Raw genomic sequence first — 22,083 nt, 5'->3', positions numbered from 1 at the left:
GAAGAATCATCGATTATTATTAGAGAATCTCGTTCAATTGCGGGAGCGGATCGCAATGGATACGCTGCTGGAACCGTCGTCCGCGCCGCTCGACATCGGGCTGCTGCGCACGTTTCTCGCCGTCGTCGAAAGCAACGGCTTCGCACTCGCCGCGGAGCGGCTCGCGCTGACGCCATCCGCGGTCAGCGGCCACATCAAGCGGCTCGAGCGGGCTGCGGGGGCGACGCTGCTCGCCCGCACCACGCGCCGCGTCGAGCTGACGCCGGCCGGCCAGACGCTCCACACGTATGCGCGCAATATCGTCGAATTGGAGCGCGACGCGCGGGCGCGGCTGCGCGGCTCGCCGCTCGACGCACGGCTGCGCATCGGCGCCTCGGAGGACTTCGCCGGCACGTGGCTGCCGCAGGTGCTGCATGCGTTTGGCCGCCGGCATCGCCGCACGTCGATCGAACTGAAGGTCGGCATCACCGTGGATCTGCTGCGCGAGCAGGCGCGCGGCAAGATCGACGTCGTGCTCGGCAAGGCATGCGAGCGCGTCGACGCCGCCGGCGAATTGCTGTGGGAGGAGCCGCTCGTGTGGGCCTACACGCCCGCCGCCACGCTCGAGCCGGCCGGCACGCTGCCGCTCGCGCTCTTTCCCGAGCCGTGCGTCTATCGAGAGGCAGCGGTACGCGCGCTGAGCAGCGCGCAGCGGCCGTGGCGCATCGTGTTCGAGAGCGCCAGCATGACGGGTTGCGTGTCGGCGGCGCTCGCCGGATTCGCGCTCACGGTGCTCGCGCGCAGCCAGTTGCGCGACGGCCTGCGCGAATACGGGTCAAACGACGGCTTGCCTACGCTGCCCGCGGCGCGCTTCTACGCGTTCGCACACCGGCCGACGCCCGCGAGCGAGGCGCTGATCGACGCGGTTCGCGAAAGCGGCGCGCGCCGCCGATTCGGAACATGACGGGCCGACGGGCCGCCGGGCCGACGAATTGACGGGCTGCGCACGCATGCGTGGAACATCCGCGCGCAACCCCGGCGCGGCCGGCCGCCCGCCGGCATACCGCGCGCGCGGCCGATCGGCCGCGCCGCGCAGCGGAGGATCACTGCTTGAACGATTCGGGCCAAGCGGCGCAGGCACAGCGCCGGGTCACCGCTCGGCCGATTCGGGCGCCGCGGCGCGCCCGTTCATTTCACGCTGAACTTGTAGCTGCCTTGCGTGCGATGGCCGTCGGTCGCAACCGCCACCCATTTGACCGTGTAGGCACCCGGTTGCAACGGTTTGAGCGCGACCGACATGTGCTTGCGGCTGGCATCGACGATCGATTTGTCGGTCGTCACGAGCACGCCTGCCGCATCGACAACCGCGATCGAGCTGAATGCCGGCTCGAGCGTCTCGGTGAAATTGATCACCACATCGCTAGGCGCCGCAACCACGGCGTTCGCGGGAGGCTGAGTCTGCTCCGGTTTCGCATGGGCCGACGCAAAGCCCGGCAACGTGAGCGCAAGCGCGGCGGCGATGCCGCCGCGCGCCATCAGCATGATCTTCTTCGATGTCATTGGATACCTTCATTAAAACGACGAAACAAACGACCAAACACGGCGCGCCGGTGCGAACCGCGGCCGTCAGCTTACCAGCGTTACGCGCGCGTGCACCCCTGCGCGAACGTACCGGCGCATGCCCGCTTGATACGCTTGATACAATGCGCACGCCATGGATCTCGAAAGCATTCTGTTTACGCAAGGCTTCGGCTCGCGCCGCCAATGCCGCGCGCTCATCGACGCGGGACGCGTCGCGATCGGCGGCGCGACGTGCGCCGATCCGCAGGCATCGTTCGATGCCGACCGACTGATCTTCGAAGTCGACGGCATCGCGTGGCCGTACCACGCGCGCGCGTATCTCGCGCTCAACAAGCCCGCCGGTTACGAATGCTCGCGCGAGCCGCAGCATCACCCGAGCGTCTTCAGCCTGCTGCCGCCCCAGTTCGCCGAGCGCGGCGTCCAGTGCGTCGGCCGGCTCGACCAGGACACGACGGGCCTGCTGCTGCTGTCCGACGACGGCCAATTCGTTCACGCATACACGTCACCGAAGCGCAAGGTGCCGAAAACCTATGCCGCCACGGTGCGCCACCCGCTCGACGGCGCGCAACTCGACGCGCTGCGCGCCGGCGTGCTGCTGCACGGCGAGCCGAAGCCCGTCGCCGCGATTGCCGCGCATGCCAGAGAAGAACGACTCCTCGAATTGACTATCGCGGAAGGCAAATACCACCAGGTCAAACGCATGGTCGCCGCAGCGGGCAACCGCGTCGACGCGTTGCACCGGATTCGCATCGGCGGCTTCGCTCTGCCAGAGGATCTCGCGCAAGGCGCGTGGCGCTGGCTCGACGCATCCGAGCTGGCCGCGTTGCGCAATACAGCGAAAACCCTGTAAGGGAAAGCCCGCACGGCCTGCGCACGAGCGGCTCCGGGCTTGCTGCTTCGCAGCATGGCAGCCTCGAAAAGCCTCGCTATACTCAAATCACAAGCACAAAACATGAGTACAGGGTTTTTCTGGTTTGGGGAGGCATGATGATCATCAGCAGTCCGATTGAAATTTCGTCCGTGATCCTCGCGTTCGCGGCGCTTGGTGCGATCGTGATCGGCGGATTGCTCACCGCGATGCATTTGAAGCACAAATATCACCCGAACCTGATCGGCGCGATGATCGGCGCGCTGTTGTGCTTCCTGCTGATCGAGGCGCTGCCGGCGCTTACTTGAGCGCGTCCGGCCCGGCGGTGGCGCGCAGGAACGCGTCGACGCTGGGGTAGCGCAGCATGATGCGCAATTCGTGCTTCATGCGCGCGTTCACGAGCCGCCGCGATTCGCGCATGAACGAAAGCAGCGTCGGATCGAGCCGCCGCTGCGCGTCGGCGCGCGTAATACGCGGCGGGCTCGGCTTGCCGAACGCACGCGCGACTCGCTCGAAATACTCCGCCATCTTCATCTCGGTGTCGTCGCACGCATGCACGGCCCGCGCCGGCTTGCCGCGCACGGCCGCGCGCAGCAGGATCGAAGCGAGATCGTCCGCGTGAATGTGATTGGTGTAGACGTCGTCGGCATCGACGAGCGCTGGCGTGCCCTTGTCGAGCCGCGCGAGCGGCAGCCGGTTTGCCGCGTAGATGCCCGGAATGCGGATGATGCGCGCAGACAGCGCGCCGCGCGCGGTCGCGCGGCGCAATTGGCGCTCGGCCGACACGCGCCGCCGCGCACGCGGGTTAGCCGGCCGCACCGGCCGCGTTTCGTCAACCCACGCGCCGCCGCAGTCGCCGTAGACGCCGCTCGTGCTCGCGTAGACGACGACCGGCCGCGACGGCACGTCGGGTACAATATGCGAGCGCCGAAACCGCGGCCGAAATGGCTGCCGAATCGCTGTCACGGCGGCCTGCTTCGCGCGCCATTTGCCGTATGCACGGCCCGCCTGCGCACCCGCCAAGCGGCGCGGCACCCGCCGCGGCGATGCCAACGCGGCGATCAGCGCCTGCGTGCGGCGATCGGCGTCGCCCGTCGCCTGCGGCGGCGCGAGATGCAGCACGGTATTCGCGAGCCGGGAAAGACGCGCGAGTGTCGCCGGCTCGTCGAGATTGCCGACGAGCGGCACGGCGCCCGCCGCGCGCAGTTCGGCGCGACGTGCCGGCTGGCTCGTCAGCGCGACGATGCGCAGGTTCACGCGCCGCGCGCGCAGCTGAGCGACGCAGCGCATGCCAACATCGCCGCAGCCAACGATCAGCACGCGCGAGCGGCGCAGGATTCGTGTCGCAATCATGGTGTACCGGTTGATTCCTTCGGGATGCATTGTAGCTGCCGTGCCTGAATCGCACGGTCCCCACATACTGTTCTCAACGGACTTATGGCTTTTAACGTAACCATCAAGCAAAGCGGCCGGCAATTCCAGGTCGAGGCCGACGAAACCGTGCTCGCGGCAGCGCTGCGTCAGAACGTGCATTTGCCGTACGGTTGCAAGAACGGCGCATGCGGCTCGTGCAAGGGCGCGGTCACGCAAGGTCAGATCGAGCAGGGGCCGCATTCGGCGTCGGCGCTGTCAAACGACGAACGCACGCGCGGCCTGGCGCTGATGTGCTGCGCGAAACCGCAAAGCGACCTCGAAATCGACGTGCGCGAAATCGCGGGCGTCGACGGCGTGCAAGTGAAGAAGCTGCCCTGCCGCGTCGCGGCGCTCGAGCGCCGCGCGGACGACGTGATCGTGCTGAAACTGCAGCTTCCCGCAAACGAGCGGCTGCAGTACCTCGCCGGTCAATACATCGAATTCATCCTGAAGGACGGCACGCGCCGCAGCTACTCGATGGCGACACCGCCGCACGAGGACGGTCCGATCGAGTTGCACATCCGCCACATGCCGGGCGGCAAGTTCACCGATCATGTGTTCGGCGCGATGAAGGAGCGCGATATCCTGCGCTTTGAAGGCCCGCTCGGCACGTTCTTCCTGCGCGAGGAATCGGACAAGCCGATCGTGCTGCTCGCCTCCGGCACGGGCTTCGCGCCGATCAAGGCGATCATCGAGCATGTAAAGCACCTGAAGCTCGAGCGTCCAATGACGCTTTACTGGGGCGCGCGCCGCAAGAAGGATCTGTATCTGCTCGACGTCGCCGAACAATGGGCGGGCGAAATCCCGAACTTCAAGTTCGTGCCGGTGCTCTCCGAGCCCGACGACAGCGACGGCTGGACGGGCCGCACAGGCTTCGTGCACCGCGCGGTGATCGAGGATCTGCCGGATCTGTCGGGCCATGAGGTGTATGCATGCGGCGCGCCGGTGATGGTCGAATCGGCGCAGCGCGACTTCACGCAGCATCATGGTCTGCCCGCGGACGCGTTCTACGCCGATTCGTTCACGAGCGCCGCGGACCTCGCGCATACGGTCTGAGTGCCTTGCGCCGGCATGTGCGCGCAGATCGAACCGCCGCGACACCGAATTGCCGCGTCGCGGCGGTTTACTTGAAGCCAAGCGTGCCTTAAGCTTGCGCCCATGAACCGTTTCCAGTCCACGCTTCGACGTCGCCGCCCGCTTCCCGTCCCGGATGCCGCCGGCTCGTCACGGACTCGCGCCTAACCCGCTTCCGTGTTACGCGCAAGCTGTTCGAACCACCCAGCCACGGCATGCACCGTGGCTTTTTTGTTGCTTTTCATTCCGCTTCATTTCGCCCCCCTGCCCGGAGCCCGCCGCCATGCCGTTGACCGATTACCCGATCGACTCGCTGATGTACATCACGAACCGCCCCGACATCGTGTTCACGCACGGCAAGGGATCGTGGCTCCACGACCATACCGGCAAGCGCTATCTGGACTTCATCCAGGGTTGGGCGGTCAATTGCCTCGGCCACTGCAACGACGGCCTCGTGCACGCGCTGCAGGCGCAAGCGGAGAAGCTGCTCAACCCTTCGCCCGCCTTCTACAACGAACCGATGGCCAAGCTCGCGGCCCTGCTCACGCAGCATAGCGTCTTCGACAAGGTATTCTTCGCGAACAGCGGCGCGGAAGCGAACGAAGGCGCGATCAAGCTCGCGCGCAAGTGGGGCCGTCAATACAAGAACGGCGCCTACGAGATCATCACGTTCGACCATGCTTTCCACGGCCGCACGCTCGCGACGATGTCGGCAAGCGGCAAGCCCGGCTGGGATACGCTCTTCGCCCCGCAGGTGCCGGGTTTCCCGAAGGCCGAGCTCAACGATATCGCGTCGGTCGAAAAGCTGATCGGCGACAAGACAGTCGCCGTGATGCTGGAGCCCATCCAGGGCGAAGGCGGCGTGATTCCGGCGACGCGCGAATTCATGCACCAGTTGCGCGCGCTGACGAAGCAGCACGGCCTGCTGTTGATCGTCGACGAAGTGCAAAGCGGTTGCGGCCGCGCCGGCACGCTGTTCGCATACGAACTCGCGAACGTCGAGCCGGACATCATGACGCTCGGCAAGGGCCTGGGCGGCGGCGTGCCGCTCGCGGCGCTGCTCGCGAAGGCCGATGTCGCGGTGTTCGAGGCAGGCGATCAGGGCGGCACCTACAACGGCAACCCGCTGATGACGGCGGCGGGCCATGCGGTGATCTCGCAGCTCGTTGCGCCCGGCTTCCTCGAAGGCGTGCGCGCGCGCGGCGAATATCTGAAGGAAAAGCTGCTCGAGCTGTCCGACGAGCGCGGCTTCGAAGGCGAACGTGGCGAAGGCCTGCTGCGTGCGCTGCTGCTCGGCAAGGACATCGGCCCGCAGATCGTCGAGAAGGCGCGCGACATGCAGCCGGTGGGCCTGCTGCTGAACGCCGCGCGGCCCAATCTGCTGCGCTTCATGCCGGCGCTCAACGTGAGCATCGACGAGATCGATCAGATGCTCGCGATGCTGCGCTCGGTGCTCGATTCGCTTTGATGAGAGCGTGCCGGCGCGCGCACCGTGCGCAGCCGGCCCGCTCTCGATGGGCGGGCGGAACTCGCGCACCGCGATATCGACACCGCGCGCGCCGTGCGGCGCGCCGCATTTTCCGAATACTCGAATGGGCCGCGCGGGCAGCGCGCGACCCATGCGCGCCGCGCGTCACGCCGTGATCGGCCCCGAGCCCGGCTGCGGATTGCCGAGCGCGTCGGTCGGCACCGCCTGCTGCTCGAATGCCGCGAAATAAGCGGCCCACTGCTGGTTGCCATCGATACAAACCATCAGCGCGCCATCCTGCCACACATCGTTGTGATCGGTGCCGTCGTCCCCCGCGCGGTGCAGATAATGCGCGCCGGACGACCCCTGGTTCATGTGCGTGTCGTGAATGCCGTTGCCTTCGCTGTAGGTCCGGCCGAACACGTAGAAATCGAGACCTTGCTGTTGCGCCTGGTTGACGAGACGCAGCACCGACGGTATCGGCTCCGCATGCTCGGAACCGTCCATCACGTCGCTCAGGCGCCACGCGCCTGTCTCGCTCAGGATGTCGCTGCGCATGTAGTCGAGCGCGGGCAGCGCGTCGCGGCCGGTGAGATCCGTGTAGCCCTCCTGCGCCGCCGCGAGCGTGCCGGTAATCGGATGATGGAAATCGTAGACGAGCTTGTATTTGAGCAAGTCGTCTGCATCATTGGTGCCGACATTGATCGCGACATCCCAATCGCCCGTCGGCAACGCGAGCGTCAGATGCACATGATATTGCGTCTCGGCGCCATGCCCGGCCGCCTTCAGCCCCGCCACCGCTTTCACCTTCGCCTTTACGAAACCGTAATCCAGACTCATGCTTCGCCTCCCAGTTCGGGGTTATCGCACGCGCGACATACGCGCTGCGTGAATGGATTCGGCAGCGCGCGGGAAGTTCGCCGCGCCTGCGAACGCCCGATAGGAAAAAGGCCGTCACGACGAGCGGTGACGGCCTTTCGAAAGTATCGGAACGCAATGCGTCGCCGTGCGCGGCGCGATCATGCGCTCACTCGCCGAGGTACGCCGCGCGCACCTTCGGATCGTCGAGCATCTGCTTGGCGTCGCCCGACATCGTGACCGTCCCGGAATCCATCACATAGCCGCGATCGGCTGCCTGCAACGCGAGGCGTGCGTTCTGCTCGACGAGCAGCACCGTGAGCCCCTCCTTCGAGATCTCGCGCACCACCTCGAAGATCTTCTCGACCATGATCGGCGACAGCCCCATCGACGGCTCGTCGAGCAGCAACAGCTTGGGCCGGCTCAGAATCGCGCGCGCCATCGCGAGCATCTGCTGCTCGCCGCCCGACAGCGTGCCCGCCAGCTGCGTCGCCCGCTCCTTCAAACGGGGGAAAAAGCCGAACATCCGCTCCACGTCCTGCTTGATGCCGTCGCTGTCGTTGCGCAGGTATGCGCCCATCTGCATGTTTTCGACGATCGACATCCGCGCGAAGATGCCGCGCCCTTCCGGTACCATCGCAAGGCCGCGCTTGAGCAGCTCGTGCGTCGGCACGCCCTTGATCGACTGGCCGTCGTACTCGATGTCGCCCGCCGAATACGGCTTGAGCCCCGTGATCGCCTTCATCGTCGTGGTCTTGCCCGCGCCGTTCGCGCCGATCAGCGTGACGAGCTCGCCCTGACGGACTTCCAGATCGACGCCCTTGACCGCCTGGATGCCGCCGTAGTTGACCTGCAAGCCTTTGATTTTCAACATTGCCGCTGCCATCAGTGCACCCCTGCGCCGAGATAAGCTTCAATCACTTTCGGGTCCTTCTGCACGTCCTGCGGCAGCCCCTCGGCGATCACCTTGCCGTAATCGAGCACCGTCATCCGATTGCACAGCCCCATCACGAGCTTCACGTCGTGTTCGATCAACAGGATCGTGCGGCCATCGGCACGGATTTTGTCGAGCAGCCGTGTGAGTTCGACTTTCTCGGTCGCGTTCATCCCTGCCGCCGGCTCGTCGAGCGCGAGCAGTTTCGGATCGGTCGCGAGCGCGCGGGCGATCTCCAGACGCCGCTGATGGCCGTATGACAGATTGCGCGCAGTGTAGTCCGCATACTGCAGCACGCCGACGTAATCGAGCAGTTCGATCGCGCGCTCCCTGATCTCGCGCTCTTCCTTGCGCTCGGCGGGTGTTTGGAACACCGCGCCGATCAGGCCGTGCTTCGTGCGCACATGGCGCCCGACCATCACGTTCTCGAGCGCCGTCATTCCGCCAAACAGACGGATATTCTGAAACGTTCGGGCGATGCCCGCTTTTGCGACCTGATGGACGGCGGTTGGCGTATAAGTTTCGCCGTCGAGCTTGAACTCGCCGGAGTCGGGCGTGTAGAGCCCGGTGATCACGTTGAAGAACGTGGTCTTGCCCGCGCCGTTCGGACCGATGAGACCGTAGATTTCGCCTTCCCGAATCTGGAGGCCGACATCGGACAGCGCCTGCAGGCCGCCGAAGCGTTTATTCACGCCTTTGACGGACAGACGAATTTGTTCGCTCATTACCTTCTCTCCTGTGTCGGCAGGAGTTAGCGCTTCAGCACTTGCCCCTGCCCCATGCAACGCTGTCGGCGGGCGTTAGCGCTTCAGCGCTCACCCCACCCGCTCCCTTCAAGCGCGCACCGGCTTCTTGCCGCCGCGTTTCGCCAATTTCGCGATCTTGTCCTCATGCTTCGGCGCGGGCCACAGGCCCTCCGAGCGATACAGCATGATGACGACCATCGCGAGGCCATACAGCGCCTGACGGATCACTTCGGTATCGACAACGTCGTGGCCGAACAGCATGTGTTGCAGCGGACTCATCGTCGAGCGCAGAAATTCGGGGAACACGGCGAGCAGCACGGCGCCGAGAATCACGCCCGGAATATGTCCCATGCCGCCCAGCACGACGCACGCGAGCACGACGACCGATTCCCAGAACGTGAACGATTCCGGCGACACGAAGCCCTGAAACGCGCCGAACATCGCGCCCGACAGACCGCCGAACGACGCGCCCATGGCGAACGCAAGCAGTTTCACGTTACGGGTGTTGATGCCCATCGCCTTCGCGGCGATCTCGTCCTCGCGGATCGCGGCCCACGCGCGGCCGATCCGCGAGTGTTGCAGCCGTGTGCAGACCCAGATCACGAGCAGCGCGCAAAGCACGAACAGGTAGTAATACAAATAGACCGAGGGCAGCGAGAAGCCGAAGATCTCATGCGTCTGCGCGAAGTTGAAACCCGCCACCTTGACCGGATCGACGCCCGTGATCCCTTGCGGCCCGTTCGTCACGTTGACCGGACGATCCAGGTTGTTCATGAAGATCCGCACGATCTCACCGAAGCCGAGCGTGACGATCGCGAGATAGTCGCCGCGCAGACGCAGCGTCGGCGCGCCGAGCAGAATGCCGAACACCGCCGCGAGCGCCATCGCGATCGGCACGATGACGAGAAACGGCACATGCAGGCCGGCAGGCGCGAGCTGCGCGATCCAGTCGAAATGCGACGTCAGATGCGGCGAACTCAACAGCGCCGCGGTATAAGCGCCCACCGCGTAGAACGCGATGTAGCCGAGGTCGAGCAGCCCCGCGAAGCCGACGACGACATTCAGCCCCAGCGCGAGCATCACGTACAGCATCGCGAAATCGAGCACGCGCACCCAATAGTTGCCGCCCGTCGCGCCGATGATGAGCGGCGCGGCAATCACAAGCGCGGCGGTCAACACGCCGACAGTGACCGTCTTCGCGGTATGACGCTCGTCGACGAGCGTCGCGGACGTTTCGATCGGTTGAATCGATGTCATGTTGTTCTCCCCCGTTACGCGCGATCGGCGACACGTTCGCCCAGCAGGCCCGACGGCCGGAACACCAGCACGACGATGAGCACGATGAACGCGAACACGTCCTGATAGTTACTGCCGAACACCCCGCCCGTCAGATTGCCGATATAGCCGGCGCCCAGTTGCTCGATGAGACCGAGCAGCACGCCGCCCACCATCGCGCCGCCGAGATTGCCGATCCCGCCGAGCACGGCGGCCGTGAATGCCTTCATGCCGGGAATGAAACCCATGTAGAAATGCACGTTGCCATACTCGGACGCGATCATCACGCCCGCGAGCGCGGCCAGCGCCGAGCCGATCATGAACGTCGCCGAAATCACGAAGTTCGGATTCACGCCCATCAGACTCGCCGTGCTCGGGTTCTCGGCGATCGCACGCATCGCGCGGCCAAGCTTGGTCTTGTGCACGAGCAGCAGGAGCCCGCCCATCACCACGAATGCGACGATGATGATCGTGATCTCAGTCAGAGAAATCACCGCGCCCGGATTGTTCTCGCCCGCCTTGATCACGCTGATCGGATCGGTCGGCAGAAGCTGCGGAAATGGCAGCGGATTGCGCGACCAGATCATCATCGCGGCCGTCTGCAACAGGATCGACACGCCGATCGCGGTGATCAGCGGCGCGAGGCGCGGCGCGCGGCGCAGCGGCCGGTACGCGACGCGCTCGACCGTAAAGCCGACGCACGCGCAAACGAGCGCGGCAATCACGAGCCCGATGGCCAGCGTCGCGATGTGGCCCAGCCCGGGAAAATGGTTCTGCAACACGGTGATCGCGGAGAGTGCAACCATTGCGCCCACCATCAGCACATCGCCGTGCGCGAAGTTGATGATGCCGAGAATGCCGTACACCATCGTGTAGCCCAACGCGATGATGGCGTAGATGCTGCCGAGCACCAGCCCGTTGAGAATCTGCTGGATGAAAATATCCATTTAAAGCTCCTTGGTCCGTGCCGTCCGGACGATGCTCGGCCACGCGGATAAGCGATGGAGTCGCACCGTTTCGGCGGACACTGCGGGTCCTGAATCAATACCGGTAGGTGATGTCGCCCCGGCGCTCAGCGCGCGGATCGTATGCCGCGCGCTGAGCGCCGGGATAGAGGCGGAAACGGCGCCGCACGGATTTTCGGCACCACCACGAATCCCGTTTGAAATTCTCACGACTTGAGGACAGTGTGCTGGACCTCCTTGAAGTCGTAGAGCGTCCGGGCCCGCGCCTTCCGGCCGCGCGGACGGAGCATCGGATGAACCGCCGCGGCCAAATGAAGGCGCGCCGGGGCGTCGGCGCGCACGCCGGCAAGCAACCGAACCCGCGCGCGAACGCATACATGCGGAATGGACATCGCAACTGCGCGCGCGGTGAACCGCGCGCAGCCGGCCCCGGCGCGCATGCCGCGCCGAAAAACCCCAGGCATCGCCACCTCGTGACGGCACGTGACGGCGCATACCGCAAAAAGCGCAACCGCAGCGCCGTCGAACTCGGCGCAAGCCAACTTCCGATGCATCAAAACAGGTCTCCAGCGCCTTGCCCAATTCGTGTTTCAAGGCCCCAGGCCTGAAAACGGGCGAATTGTAACTCTATTTATAGAAGCGCCAATATTCCTGATTCGACAGGGTTTTCCTGCATTGCAACCTTTTCCGGGAAGGCCATTTCAATTTAAATAGCAACTTGGTTGCACCAATTTAACGCCATCCGGTTGCTCCACAAAGACCCCATCAAAACAAAAGCGCGCCCGAAGGCGCGCTTTCACGCTACAACCCGAGAGGCGAGCAGCCGTCGCCGGATCAAGCGGCAGGCGGCAGATTCAAGCCGCGCGGCAGCGGGAACGAAACGTTTTCCTCGATGCCCTCGAGCGCACGCACGTTGGTCACGCCAAGCTCGCGCAAACGCGCGATCACCGCCTGCGCGAGCACCTCGGGCGCCGACGCGCCCGCCGTCACGCCGATCCGGCGCTTGCCAGCGACCCACGCCGGATCGATCTGCTCGGGCGCATCCACCATGTACGCGACGACGCCGCGCTTTTCCGCGACCTCGCGCAAACGGCTCGAATTCGAACTATTCGGACTGCCGACGACGATGACGACATCGCATTGAGGCGCCATGAATTTCACCGCATCCTGGCGGTTCTGCGTCGCATAGCAGATGTCCTGCTTCTTCGGTTCGCGAATCGCAGGGAATTTCTGTTTGAGCGCCGCGATGATCTCGGCCGCGTCGTCGACCGACAGCGTCGTCTGCGTGACGAGCGCGACGCGCTCCGGATCGGGCAGTTCGAGCCGGTTCACGTCCTCGACGCTCTCGACGAGATGCATCCCGCGCTCGACCTGCCCCATCGTGCCCTCGACCTCCGGATGCCCCTTGTGGCCGATCATCACGATATCGACGCCATCCTGACGCATCTTCGCGACCTCCACGTGCACCTTGGTGACGAGCGGGCAAGTCGCGTCGTAAATGCGCAGCCCGCGTACCGCCGCCTCGTCGCGCACCGCCTTCGATACGCCGTGCGCGCTGAAGATCACCGTGTTGCCGGACGGCACTTCGGCGAGTTCCTCGACAAAGATCGCGCCTTTTTTCTTCAGATCCTCGACGACATACTTGTTGTGGACAATTTCATGGCGAACGTAGATCGGCGCGCCATGCATCGCGATCGCGCGCTCGACAATCTCGATCGCCCGATCGACGCCCGCGCAAAAACCGCGCGGTTGAGCGAGCAGGATCTCGGCATCGGCCGCAGCAACCTGGCCGGACAGCGTATCGATGGAGCTCATGATTACAGAATCCCGATGATTTTCACTTCGAACGTGAGCGCCTGGCCCGCGAGCGGATGATTGAAATCGAACAGCGCCGACGTCTCGCCGACCTCCTTGAGCACGCCAGCATAACGGCCGCCGCCGGGCGCGTTGAACTCGACCAGATCGCCGGGCGTGAAATGCTCGCCGACCATCGCGTTCTCACGCAGCGTGGCCATCGACACCCGCTGAATCAGCTCCGGATTGCGCGGCCCGAACGCCTGCTCGGGCGCTAGCCGGAAAGTCGAATGGTGCCCCGGCTTGAGTCCGATCAGAATCTCTTCCAGCGACGGCGCGAGTTGCCCGGCGCCGAGCAGCAGCGTGGCGGGCCTGTCGGTAAACGTGTTGACGATGTCGGCGCCGTCGGCCAGGGCGAGCCGGTAATGAAGCGTGACGTGGGAACCGGGCTTCACTTCTGCAAGGTCGATGAGACTCATGGTGGTACTCGTTCAATCGGCGCCTGAAAAACGCGGGCGGCGCGGTACAAAGCCCCTATTGTAAGTCACCCTCGGCGATCGGGGCGGCAGATGGCGTCATTTGCGCCGCCGCCATCGCCCGGCCAATGGAGCCAGCAAGATGCAGCACGACCTTCTGATGATTGGCGAAGACACCGACGAGCCGCCGCAAGAATGGCGCGCAGCGGCGGTCCCGCCCGCCGCGGCCGCGCTCACGGCCTGCCGCGCCGCAACGCCCACGGCCGCGCCGATGTCCGCGCGGCGTGGCGGCGATCTGCCGCGCGAACGCTTGCTCGAACGCGGCCCGGCCGCGCTATCCGATGCGGAACTCATCGCGCTTTTGCTTGGCACCGGCCTACCCGGCCACGATGTCTTCGCGCTTGCGAACACGCTGCTCATGCGCTTCGGTTCGCTGCGCGCGCTGCTCGACGCGGCGCCCGGCGATTTCAAGGGCCTGCGCGGCATCGGCAATGCGCGCGCCGCAATGCTCGTCGCAGTCGTCGAGCTGGCGCGGCGCGCGCTCGCCGAAAAGGCGCGCGAACGGCCGCTCGTCGATTCGCCTGGCGCGCTCGAGGATTACTTGCGGCTCATGATCGGCACACAGCCGCATGAGGTGTTCGTTTGCCTGTTCCTCGACGCCCGGCACCGTGTGCTGCGAACCGAGGAAAGCGCGCGCGGCTCGCTGACGCGAATGGCCGTCTATCCGCGCGAAATCGTGCGGCGCGCGCTCGCCTTGAATGCGGCCGCGCTCATCGTCGCGCACAATCACCCGTCGGGCGCGGTGCAGCCCAGCGCCGCGGATCGGCGGCTCACGCACGTACTGCGCGATGCACTCGCGCTTGTCGACGTGCGGCTGTCGGACCATCTCGTCATCGGCGCAAACGATACGTTCTCGTTCGCGCGAGCGGGCTGGCTCTAGCATCGACGGGCCGGGCGGCCTGCCCGAACCCGCCGACAAATTGGGTTTGATTTTCCTGAGGTTTTTCTGTTAGAATCGCCGTCTGACTTTTTTCCAACCAGTTCTGAAGCCGCTTTAGCGGTCCTGCAAGCCTGTTTTGTCCATACCGGCACAAGCTCGCGGAAACCGTCACCGGCGATTGAACCCCGAATTCAGCGTATTAGGAGTGCTCTCATGGCACGCGTATGCCAAGTGACTGGGAAAGCGCCGATGAGCGGCAACAACGTTTCCCACGCGAACAACAAAACGAAGCGTCGCTTCCTGCCGAATCTGCAAAACCGCCGGTTCTGGGTGGAAAGCGAAAACCGTTGGGTGCGCCTGCGCGTCTCGAACGCCGGCCTGCGCCTGATCGACAAGAACGGCATCGATTCCGTGCTCGCTGACCTGCGCGCACGCGGCGAAGCCTAAGCCCCAAGGAGCACTACCATGGCGAAAGGCGCACGCGACAAAATCAAGCTCGAGTCGACCGCAGGCACGGGTCACTTCTACACGACCACGAAGAACAAGCGCAACATGCCGGAAAAGATGGAGATCATGAAGTTCGATCCCGTCGCGCGCAAGCACGTGGCATACAAGGAAACCAAGATCAAGTAATGCTCCGGTTTCCACGAGCCTGACGATGACGAAAAGCCCCGCAATCGCGGGGCTTTTTACTTGAGCCGCCGTCCGCGCTCCGTTCTGAAGCGGTATGCTCTGCACTTCCCGTTCGCATGGCGCGCGGCGGGAAAGATAAGACGGAACGCACAAGCAACGGAGATGCAGATGAATTTCGATGTGGCGATTGTCGGCAGCGGCCTCGCCGGCCTGTCGGTCGCGCTCAATCTCGCGCAAACACGCCGCGTCGCGCTGATCGCGAAGCGCTCGATGATGGAAGGCGCGAGTGACAACGCGCAGGGCGGCATTGCCGCCGTGCTCGACTCGGCGGACAGCGTCGAAAACCACGTCAACGATACGCTGATCGCAGGCGGCGGCCTGTGCGATGAAACGGCGACACGCTACATCGTCGAGCACGGCCGCGAGGCGATCGAATGGCTGATTTCGCAAGGCGTGCCGTTCACGAAGGACGATGCGGCCGAGCTGGGCTTCCACCTGACCCGCGAGGGCGGTCACAGCCACCGCCGCATCATTCATGCGGCCGACGCGACCGGGCATGCCGTGCTCGCGACGTTGTCCGAGCGTGCGCGCAGCCATCCAAACATCACGTTCTTCGAGGATCACCACGCGATCGACCTGATCACGTCGGATCGCCTCGGGCTGCCCGGCCTGCCCGGGCGGCGCTGCGTCGGCCTCTATGCGCTCGACGTGCAAAGCGGCCGCACGGTGACGATCGAAGCGCCACACACGGTGCTCGCGACGGGCGGCGCCGGCAAGGTGTATCTGTATACGACGAATCCGGATACCTCGACCGGAGATGGCATCGCGATGGCATGGCGGGCGGGCTGCCGAGTCGCGAACATGGAATTCATTCAGTTCCATCCGACCTGCCTGTTCCATCCGTATGCCAAGTCGTTCCTGATCACCGAGGCCGTTCGCGGCGAAGGCGGCGTTCTCCGGCTACCGGACGGCACCCGCTTCATGCCCGAGCATGATCCACGCGCCGAGCTTGCGCCGCGCGATATCGTCGCGCGCGCCATCGATTTCGAGATCAAAAAGCGCGGTATCGATTGCGTCTACCTCGACATCAGCCATCAGCCGGAGGCATTCCTGCGCGAGCACTTTCCGATGATCCACGCGCGCTGCCTCGAATTCGGCATCGATATCGCAAAAGAGCCGATTCCCGTCGTGCCGGCCGCGCACTACACATGTGGCGGCATCGTCACGGATTTGGCCGGCCGCACGGATCTCGCGGGGCTCTACGCGGTGGGCGAGACGTCGTACACCGGCCTGCACGGCGCGAACCGGCTCGCCAGCAATTCGCTGCTCGAATGCCTCGTGATCGGCCGCGCCGCCGCCGCCGCAATCGAAAGCGCCGGCTACGATTCGGCCACGCATGGCCCGCTGCCTGCGTGGGACGAGAGCCGCGTATCGGACCCGGACGAGGAAGTCGTGGTCGCGCACAACTGGGACGAACTGCGCCGCCTGATGTGGAACTACGTCGGCATCGTGCGCACGGACAAGCGACTCGAACGCGCGAAGCACCGGCTGAAGCTGCTGCGCAACGAAATTCACGACTATTACTCGAATTTTCGCGTGAGCCGCGATCTGCTCGAACTGCGTAACCTGGTCGATGTCGCGTCGCTGATCGTCGACAGCGCGCGGGCGCGGCGCGAAAGCCGCGGCCTGCACTACAGCCGCGACTGGCCGCACGCGCTGCCGAAAGCGTTGCCGACCGTGCTTACGCCCACGCGGCGGGCAACCCAATAACGGCGCGCCCGGCCGCGCACGCCCACTGCGTCGTGCCGTGCACGCGATGAAACAAGGCCGCCGGCACATCACGCGCCGGCGGCCTTGTTTCATTTGCCTAATGCATGTCGAAACGGGGCGTCACTTTCTCGAAAAAATCGAAGCAACCACCGGCAGCGCGAAAGATCGACCGGACGCCGCGGCGCAGCCGCAATTCGCCCGGTCTTTATCAAGCCGCCGCCCGCGCCGGCCCAATCATTCCTGCCGGACAGCGCGGCCCCACCGCGCCTATTCGACGATGCGCATCGAATAATCGGTCGCGCGCACGTCTTTCGTCAGCGCGCCGATCGAGATCCGGTCGACGCCCGTTTCGGCAATCGCACGCACCGTGTCGAAATTCACGCCGCCCGATACCTCGAGCACCGCGCGGCCGCCGGCAATGCGCACCGCCTCGCGCATCGCATCGAGCGTGAAATTATCGAGCAGCACCGACTGCGCGCCATGCGCGAGCGCGGTGCGCAACTGGTCGAGCGTCTCGACCTCGATCTGCACCGACACCTGCGCATCGAGCGCGAACGCCGCATCCAGCGCCTCGCCGACGCCGCCCGCCGCCGCGATATGGTTTTCCTTGATCAAAATGCCCGCATAGAGCGCGAGCCGCTGATTCGCGCCGCCGCCTACGCGCACCGCGTACTTCTGCGCGAGCCGCAGGCCCGGCAACGTCTTGCGCGTGTCGAGGATGCGCGCGCGCGTATCGGCGATCCGGTCGACATAGCGGCGCGTTGCCGTCGCGACGCCCGACAGCAATTGCAGGAAATTGAGCGCATTGCGCTCGCCTGTCAGCAGCGATCGCGCCGGGCCGCGCAAGTCGCAGACGGTCGAGTCCGGCGTCATCCAGTCGCCTTCGCGGTAGCGCCACTGAACCTCGATCGCCGGATCGACCGCGCGCATCACCGCATCGAACCACGGCACGCCGCACAGCACCGCTTCTTCGCGCACGATCACGCGCGCGGCACGCACCGGGCCATCCGGCACGAGCCGTCCGGTCTGGTCGCCCGCGCCGACGTCCTCGGCAAGCGCATCGGCGACGTTACGCGCGAGCGCCGCGTCGAACGCGGCGCCGTACTCGCGCGAGATATCCGCAAACAGCGGCGACACTGCATGTCTGGTCATGCCGGCCCCACGTTCGCGAAAAGTTGCTGATCGCGCTGCAAATCGCCGCTTGCCTGCACGCGCTGCTTGTGACGCGCCGCGAAATCAAGCATCCGGTGAATCGGCACGCGCGCGCGCTCGGCAATGGCGGAATCGACGAAGATTTCGCCGTGGCCGTGCTCGAGCGCATCGGCCAGATTCGACAGCGCGTTCATCGCCATCCACGGGCAATGCGCGCAGCTCTTGCAAGTCGCGCTATTGCCGGCCGTCGGCGCCTCGATGAAAACCTTGCCCGGCGCCGCGAGCCGCATCTTGTGCAAAATACCGAGATCGGTCGCGACAATGAAGCGCTGCGCATCGAGCTTCACGGCCGCGTCGATCAACTGCGACGTCGAGCCGACCACGTCCGCGAGCGCGACGACGCTTTCCGGCGACTCGGGATGCACGAGAATCTTCGCATCCGGATATTCGTCGCGCAGCAGTTCGAGCTCGACGCCCTTGAATTCGTCGTGAACGAGGCAGGAGCCCTGCCACATCAGCATGTCCGCGCCGGTCTTCTTCTGGATATAGCTGCCGAGATGCCGGTCCGGCGCCCAGATGATCTTCTCGCCGCGCGCATGCAGATCGGCGACGATCTCGAGTCCGATCGACGACGTGACCATCCAATCGGCGCGCGCCTTCACCGCGGCGCTCGTGTTCGCATAAACGACCACCTGACGATCGGGATGCGCGTCGCAAAACCGCGAGAACTCGTCCGCCGGGCAACCCAGGTCGAGCGAGCAGGTCGCATCGAGATCGGGCATCAGCACGCGCTTACCTGGGCTCAGAATCTTCGCCGTCTCGCCCATGAAGCGCACGCCGGCAACAACGAGCGTCTGCGCGTCGTGGTCGCGGCCGAAGCGGGCCATTTCGAGCGAGTCGGCAACGCAGCCGCCCGTTTCGTCCGCGAGCGCCTGCAGATCCGCGTCGACATAGTAATGCGCGACGAGCACAGCCTTTTCGCGCTTGAGCAGCGTCTTGATCCGCGCCTTCCATTCATCGCGTTCGCCGGCTGCGAGCGGCGCGGGCACTTTCGCCCACGCCTCACCGACGCCGCAAACCGCTCCTGACGCGAGCGGCCTGTCGTATTCGATGGGTTTGATCCCGATCGCCGATTGCATCTTCAATCTCCTGTCGAGCAGGCGCGGCGTTTCAGTGCCGCCTCTGCTCCCATGCCGCGATTGACCGGCGCCAGCGCTTAGGCGCCTGTTCCAGCCCTGCGACGGTGTGCCGATCGGAGTGAACGCATCGTGCTGAACGCCCCATGCGTCACACCCCAATCCCATGCCACGCCCCTCCTCCCGTGGGCGGCCCACCCAATCATCAGTCCAGCGCAGGCGAGCCGTTCGAACGGGAACAAAAAAACCCCGCCAGCGCGGGGTTTGTGACGTCCGGAAATTTTAATCGATTTCGGTCTGGACGGCTTATGCGTAGCGGCTCAGGCGTGTCGCGAACTCCTGCAGCGCCTTGATGCCGCTTTGTTCGGCACGATGGCACCAGTCCTGCAACTGGGCCAGCAACTGCTCGCGCGACGCATTCGAGCGCTCCCAGATCGACGCAAGCTCGGCGCGCAGTTGGAAGAACGTATGCAGCTTCTGGCTGTTCGCGAAAATCTCCGGCAGCAGGCGCTTCTGCGGCTCGTCGAGGCCCGCCTCGTCCTTGTGGAACCACTTGCGCGCGCCGTGCATCAATTGGTACTTCTCGCGCGCGCCCAGCTCCTTCAGATGCGCAAGCTCCTGGCGGTACGCACGCTTCAACGTCTTCGCGTAACGCGCCATCACCTCGTAGCGGTTCGACAGCACCGCCTGCAGCGTTTCCTGATCGAGCACCGTCTTGCGTGCGGCCAGGCGCGGCGTCGGCGCGATCTTCTTCACTTTGGCGAGCCCGAACGCGGACATGATGCGGATGTACATCCAGCCGATATCGAATTCGTACCACTTGTTCGACAGCTTCGCCGACGTCGCGAACGTATGATGATTGTTGTGCAGTTCTTCGCCGCCGATCACGATGCCCCACGGAAACAGGTTCGTGCTCGCATCGGCCGAATTGAAGTTCCGGTAGCCCCAGAAGTGGCCGAGGCCATTGACGACGCCCGCCGCCCAGAACGGAATCCAGATCATCTGCACCGCCCAGACAGTCAGGCCGACGAGGCCGAACAGCGCGACGTCGATCACCATCATCAAGCTCACGCCGAGAATCGGATATTTCGAGTAGACATTGCGCTCGAGCCAATCATTCGGCGTGCCGTGACCGTACTTGCGCATCGTCTCCTCGTTCTTCGCCTCCGCGCGATACAGCTCGGCGCCTTCGAGCAGCACCTTCCAGATCCCGCGCGTTTGCGGGCTGTGCGGATCTTCCTCGGTTTCGCACTTCGCATGATGCTTGCGATGGATCGACGCCCACTGGCCCGTCAGCATGCCCGTCGTCATCCACAACCAAAAACGGAAGAAATGGCTCACGACCGGATGCAAATCGAGCGCGCGATGCGCCTGGCAGCGGTGCAAATAGACGGTCACGCCGACGATCGTCACGTGCGTGACGGCCAGCGCGAACAGCACGATCTGCCACCACGAGAAGCGCAGAAGCCCGTTGGAAAGGAAATCGAGCAGGGAATTCAGCAAGGCGTTACCTGTGAGAGTAGTCAGGCCGCCGACTCAACCGCGACCCATGTCAAGAAAATGAAAGCACACTGCGTAGTAGGACGGAATTTTACTGCATCCGTTCCAAGTCTCTGTAAAAAATGAACATTTCTTGTTGCAACGCAATGCGCGGCGCTACGCGTCGCGCACGGACCGGTCCGCCGGCACGCCATTCGCGCCCGCCGCCGCGAACCCGTCCGGCAATCCGACCACGCGCACCTCGCGCTGCGGAAACGGAATCGAGATCCCGTGCTCGGAGAAGAGCCGCCAGATGTTGCGATTGACCGCCGAACGCACGCCCGCCGTTCCCCTGGCCGCCTGATCGATCCAGAACGCAAGCTCCAGATCGACGCCGTCCGCGCCGAAGCCGACGAGGTAAGGCGTCGGCGCCGGCTCCACGAGCACGCGCTCGACGCCCTTCGCCGCGTCGGCCAACAGCGCAAGCGCGCGCTCGACGTCCGACGTATACGCAACCTGCACCGCAACCTTCGCATAGCCGTGCGTCAGATACGACGACTGGTTCTGCACAATGTCGGTGACCAGTTTTTCGTTCGGAATCAGCGTCTCGTTGCCGTCGAGGCCGCGCACGACCGTGTAGCGGGTACGAATCTGCGTGACGACGCCCTGCTGGCCGCCAACGTTGATCGCATCGCCCAGCCGCAGCGATCGATCAAGCAAAATGATGAAGCCCGACACGTAATTGCTCGCGATTTTCTGCAGACTGAAACCGAGTCCGACGCCGAGCGCGCCGCCGAACACGCCGAGCACCGTCACGTCGATACCGACGAGCGACAGCCCGATCAGGATCGCCGCGAACACGAGGAATGCGCGCCCAGCCCGCGACAGCACGACTTTCAGGTTCGCGTCGAGCGTTTTCGCGCGCGTCAGGCGCTCGTCGAGCACCGAGCCGAGCCACATCGCGAGCATCAGCGTCACGCACAGCCACAGCACGCCCGAGATCACCGACATGAGCGTCAGATGCGCGTTCGCCACGCGGAATTGCACGCTGTCGAGCCATGCGATCACGTCGCGCTGGATGCCGAGCACGGTCAGCGCCATGGCTATCCAGACGACGGTCGACACGATCTTCTCGACGATCGACAGCCACGCATGCGTGTGGCCGTCGCGCGCGAACACGCGGCGCGCGGCGAAGAACAGCACGTAAATAACGCCGATCCCGATGAGCGGCACGAGCGCAAGCTGCAACAGCGACGTCGGCATCAGGCCATCGAAAACGAGCTGCGCAAGCCACATGAACATGCCGCCGACGAGCGGAAACAGCGCACGGTTCAGGCTGAGCGAGCCCGCGCCGGGCATGCGGCCGGCCGCGCGGCGGCGCGCGTCGAGCCGGCCGCGCAGATAACGCGCGACGAGCCATGCGAGCGCGAGTGCGCCGAAAAATGCGACGGCCTGCCAGATCATCGCGGGCTGGCTGAAATCGCGCACGACGGCCTCGAGCCGCCGGGTCAGCAGATGATTCGTCATCATGCGTGCCGCCCC

Annotated in this window: 22 protein-coding genes and 1 pseudogene; 9 read left to right on the top strand and 14 right to left on the bottom strand. The window is 64.9% G+C overall.

Annotation, left to right across the window (positions count from 1 at the left end; translation table 11 throughout):
* Positions 1-55 precede the first annotated feature (55 nt).
* Positions 56-943: a LysR substrate-binding domain-containing protein gene (locus tag BSIN_RS01065; RefSeq protein WP_089339231.1), complete on the top strand. Its 888-nt coding sequence runs from the start codon at positions 56-58 to the stop codon at positions 941-943.
* A 224-nt stretch (positions 944-1,167) separates the two neighbouring features.
* On the opposite strand, the gene BSIN_RS01060 is transcribed toward BSIN_RS01065, so the two are convergent.
* On the bottom strand, positions 1,168-1,539 hold the full coding sequence (locus tag BSIN_RS01060; RefSeq protein WP_369828086.1) for a copper resistance CopC family protein: 372 nt from the start codon (positions 1,537-1,539) through the stop codon (positions 1,168-1,170).
* A gap of 154 nt (positions 1,540-1,693) precedes the next feature.
* On the opposite strand from BSIN_RS01060, the gene BSIN_RS01055 reads away from it, so the two are divergent.
* Positions 1,694-2,410 (top strand): pseudouridine synthase, encoded by a 717-nt coding sequence (locus BSIN_RS01055; protein WP_089339230.1) that lies wholly within the window; start codon positions 1,694-1,696, stop codon positions 2,408-2,410.
* 134 nt (positions 2,411-2,544) lie between these two features.
* On the top strand, positions 2,545-2,736 hold the full coding sequence (locus tag BSIN_RS01050; RefSeq protein ID WP_089339229.1) for a hypothetical protein: 192 nt from the start codon (positions 2,545-2,547) through the stop codon (positions 2,734-2,736).
* On the opposite strand, the pseudogene BSIN_RS01045 reads toward BSIN_RS01050, so the two are convergent.
* Positions 2,729-3,836: pseudogene (locus BSIN_RS01045) on the bottom strand (NAD-dependent epimerase/dehydratase family protein). The gene BSIN_RS01050 and the pseudogene BSIN_RS01045 overlap by 8 nt on opposite strands.
* Positions 3,837-3,865: 29 nt before the next feature.
* Between BSIN_RS01045 and BSIN_RS01040 the strand changes: the two are divergent.
* Positions 3,866-4,897 (top strand): CDP-6-deoxy-delta-3,4-glucoseen reductase, encoded by a 1,032-nt coding sequence (locus tag BSIN_RS01040; RefSeq protein ID WP_059569435.1) that lies wholly within the window; start codon positions 3,866-3,868, stop codon positions 4,895-4,897.
* A gap of 301 nt (positions 4,898-5,198) precedes the next feature.
* Entirely contained in the window at positions 5,199-6,383 is a 1,185-nt protein-coding gene (locus BSIN_RS01035; protein WP_069234879.1) for an acetylornithine transaminase, read from the top strand.
* Positions 6,384-6,548: 165 nt separating this feature from the next.
* Here the strand turns inward: BSIN_RS01035 and BSIN_RS01030 are convergent, their stop codons facing one another.
* The 8 genes from BSIN_RS01030 to BSIN_RS00995 all read right to left on the bottom strand — a co-directional run bounded on the left by BSIN_RS01030 (position 6,549) and on the right by BSIN_RS00995 (position 13,434).
* Entirely contained in the window at positions 6,549-7,223 is a 675-nt protein-coding gene (locus BSIN_RS01030) for a DUF2278 family protein (protein ID WP_089339228.1), read from the bottom strand.
* Positions 7,224-7,410: 187 nt separating this feature from the next.
* Positions 7,411-8,127 carry an ABC transporter ATP-binding protein gene (locus tag BSIN_RS01025; RefSeq protein ID WP_059520451.1) on the bottom strand — a complete coding sequence of 239 codons (717 nt, stop codon included), beginning with the start codon at positions 8,125-8,127 and terminating at the stop codon, positions 7,411-7,413.
* The gene (locus BSIN_RS01020; protein WP_059520452.1) at positions 8,127-8,900 is read right to left on the bottom strand and encodes an ABC transporter ATP-binding protein; all 774 of its coding nucleotides are present in this window, start codon (positions 8,898-8,900) and stop codon (positions 8,127-8,129) included. The genes BSIN_RS01025 and BSIN_RS01020 overlap by 1 nt, the downstream gene beginning before the upstream one ends.
* Before the next feature lie 108 nt (positions 8,901-9,008).
* On the bottom strand, positions 9,009-10,178 hold the full coding sequence (locus BSIN_RS01015; RefSeq protein WP_059520453.1) for an ABC transporter permease subunit: 1,170 nt from the start codon (positions 10,176-10,178) through the stop codon (positions 9,009-9,011).
* A gap of 14 nt (positions 10,179-10,192) precedes the next feature.
* The gene (locus BSIN_RS01010) at positions 10,193-11,143 is read right to left on the bottom strand and encodes a branched-chain amino acid ABC transporter permease (RefSeq protein ID WP_059520454.1); all 951 of its coding nucleotides are present in this window, start codon (positions 11,141-11,143) and stop codon (positions 10,193-10,195) included.
* A gap of 224 nt (positions 11,144-11,367) precedes the next feature.
* Complete coding sequence (locus tag BSIN_RS01005) at positions 11,368-11,715, bottom strand: hypothetical protein (protein ID WP_089339227.1); 348 nt, start codon at positions 11,713-11,715, stop codon at positions 11,368-11,370.
* Between the two features lie 280 nt (positions 11,716-11,995).
* Positions 11,996-12,976 (bottom strand): 4-hydroxy-3-methylbut-2-enyl diphosphate reductase, encoded by a 981-nt coding sequence (gene ispH / locus BSIN_RS01000; RefSeq protein WP_059520456.1) that lies wholly within the window; start codon positions 12,974-12,976, stop codon positions 11,996-11,998.
* A gap of 2 nt (positions 12,977-12,978) precedes the next feature.
* Entirely contained in the window at positions 12,979-13,434 is a 456-nt protein-coding gene (locus tag BSIN_RS00995; protein WP_089339226.1) for an FKBP-type peptidyl-prolyl cis-trans isomerase, read from the bottom strand.
* Positions 13,435-13,573: 139 nt separating this feature from the next.
* Between BSIN_RS00995 and radC the strand changes: the two genes are divergently transcribed.
* The 4 genes from radC (at position 13,574) to nadB (ending at position 16,774) form a co-directional block, all read left to right on the top strand.
* Positions 13,574-14,371, top strand: coding sequence for a RadC family protein (radC, locus tag BSIN_RS00990; protein ID WP_089339225.1), 798 nt, complete (start codon positions 13,574-13,576; stop codon positions 14,369-14,371).
* 213 nt (positions 14,372-14,584) lie between these two features.
* The gene (rpmB, locus tag BSIN_RS00985) at positions 14,585-14,818 is read left to right on the top strand and encodes a 50S ribosomal protein L28 (RefSeq protein ID WP_004186391.1); all 234 of its coding nucleotides are present in this window, start codon (positions 14,585-14,587) and stop codon (positions 14,816-14,818) included.
* An 18-nt stretch (positions 14,819-14,836) separates the two neighbouring features.
* The gene (gene rpmG, locus BSIN_RS00980; protein ID WP_004185395.1) at positions 14,837-15,004 is read left to right on the top strand and encodes a 50S ribosomal protein L33; all 168 of its coding nucleotides are present in this window, start codon (positions 14,837-14,839) and stop codon (positions 15,002-15,004) included.
* Positions 15,005-15,172: 168 nt separating this feature from the next.
* Positions 15,173-16,774 (top strand): L-aspartate oxidase, encoded by a 1,602-nt coding sequence (gene nadB, locus BSIN_RS00975; protein ID WP_173678597.1) that lies wholly within the window; start codon positions 15,173-15,175, stop codon positions 16,772-16,774.
* Between the two features lie 267 nt (positions 16,775-17,041).
* On the opposite strand, the gene nadC is transcribed toward nadB, so the two are convergent.
* The 4 genes from nadC to BSIN_RS00955 form a co-directional block, all read right to left on the bottom strand.
* A complete protein-coding gene (gene nadC, locus BSIN_RS00970; protein ID WP_089339224.1) occupies positions 17,042-17,926 on the bottom strand; it encodes a carboxylating nicotinate-nucleotide diphosphorylase in 885 nt (294 codons plus the stop codon).
* Positions 17,923-19,065 (bottom strand): quinolinate synthase NadA, encoded by a 1,143-nt coding sequence (gene nadA / locus BSIN_RS00965; RefSeq protein ID WP_089339223.1) that lies wholly within the window; start codon positions 19,063-19,065, stop codon positions 17,923-17,925. The genes nadC and nadA overlap by 4 nt, the downstream gene beginning before the upstream one ends.
* Positions 19,066-19,368: 303 nt before the next feature.
* On the bottom strand, positions 19,369-20,565 hold the full coding sequence (locus BSIN_RS00960; RefSeq protein WP_059520461.1) for a DesA family fatty acid desaturase: 1,197 nt from the start codon (positions 20,563-20,565) through the stop codon (positions 19,369-19,371).
* A 153-nt stretch (positions 20,566-20,718) separates the two neighbouring features.
* Positions 20,719-22,071 carry a mechanosensitive ion channel family protein gene (locus BSIN_RS00955; RefSeq protein ID WP_089339222.1) on the bottom strand — a complete coding sequence of 451 codons (1,353 nt, stop codon included), beginning with the start codon at positions 22,069-22,071 and terminating at the stop codon, positions 20,719-20,721.
* Positions 22,072-22,083: the final 12 nt, after the last annotated feature.

Origin of the sequence: Burkholderia singularis (genome assembly GCF_900176645.1) — a bacterium.
Classification (GTDB): domain Bacteria; phylum Pseudomonadota; class Gammaproteobacteria; order Burkholderiales; family Burkholderiaceae; genus Burkholderia; species Burkholderia singularis.
This window is presented reverse-complemented; position numbering and strand designations above follow the sequence as displayed.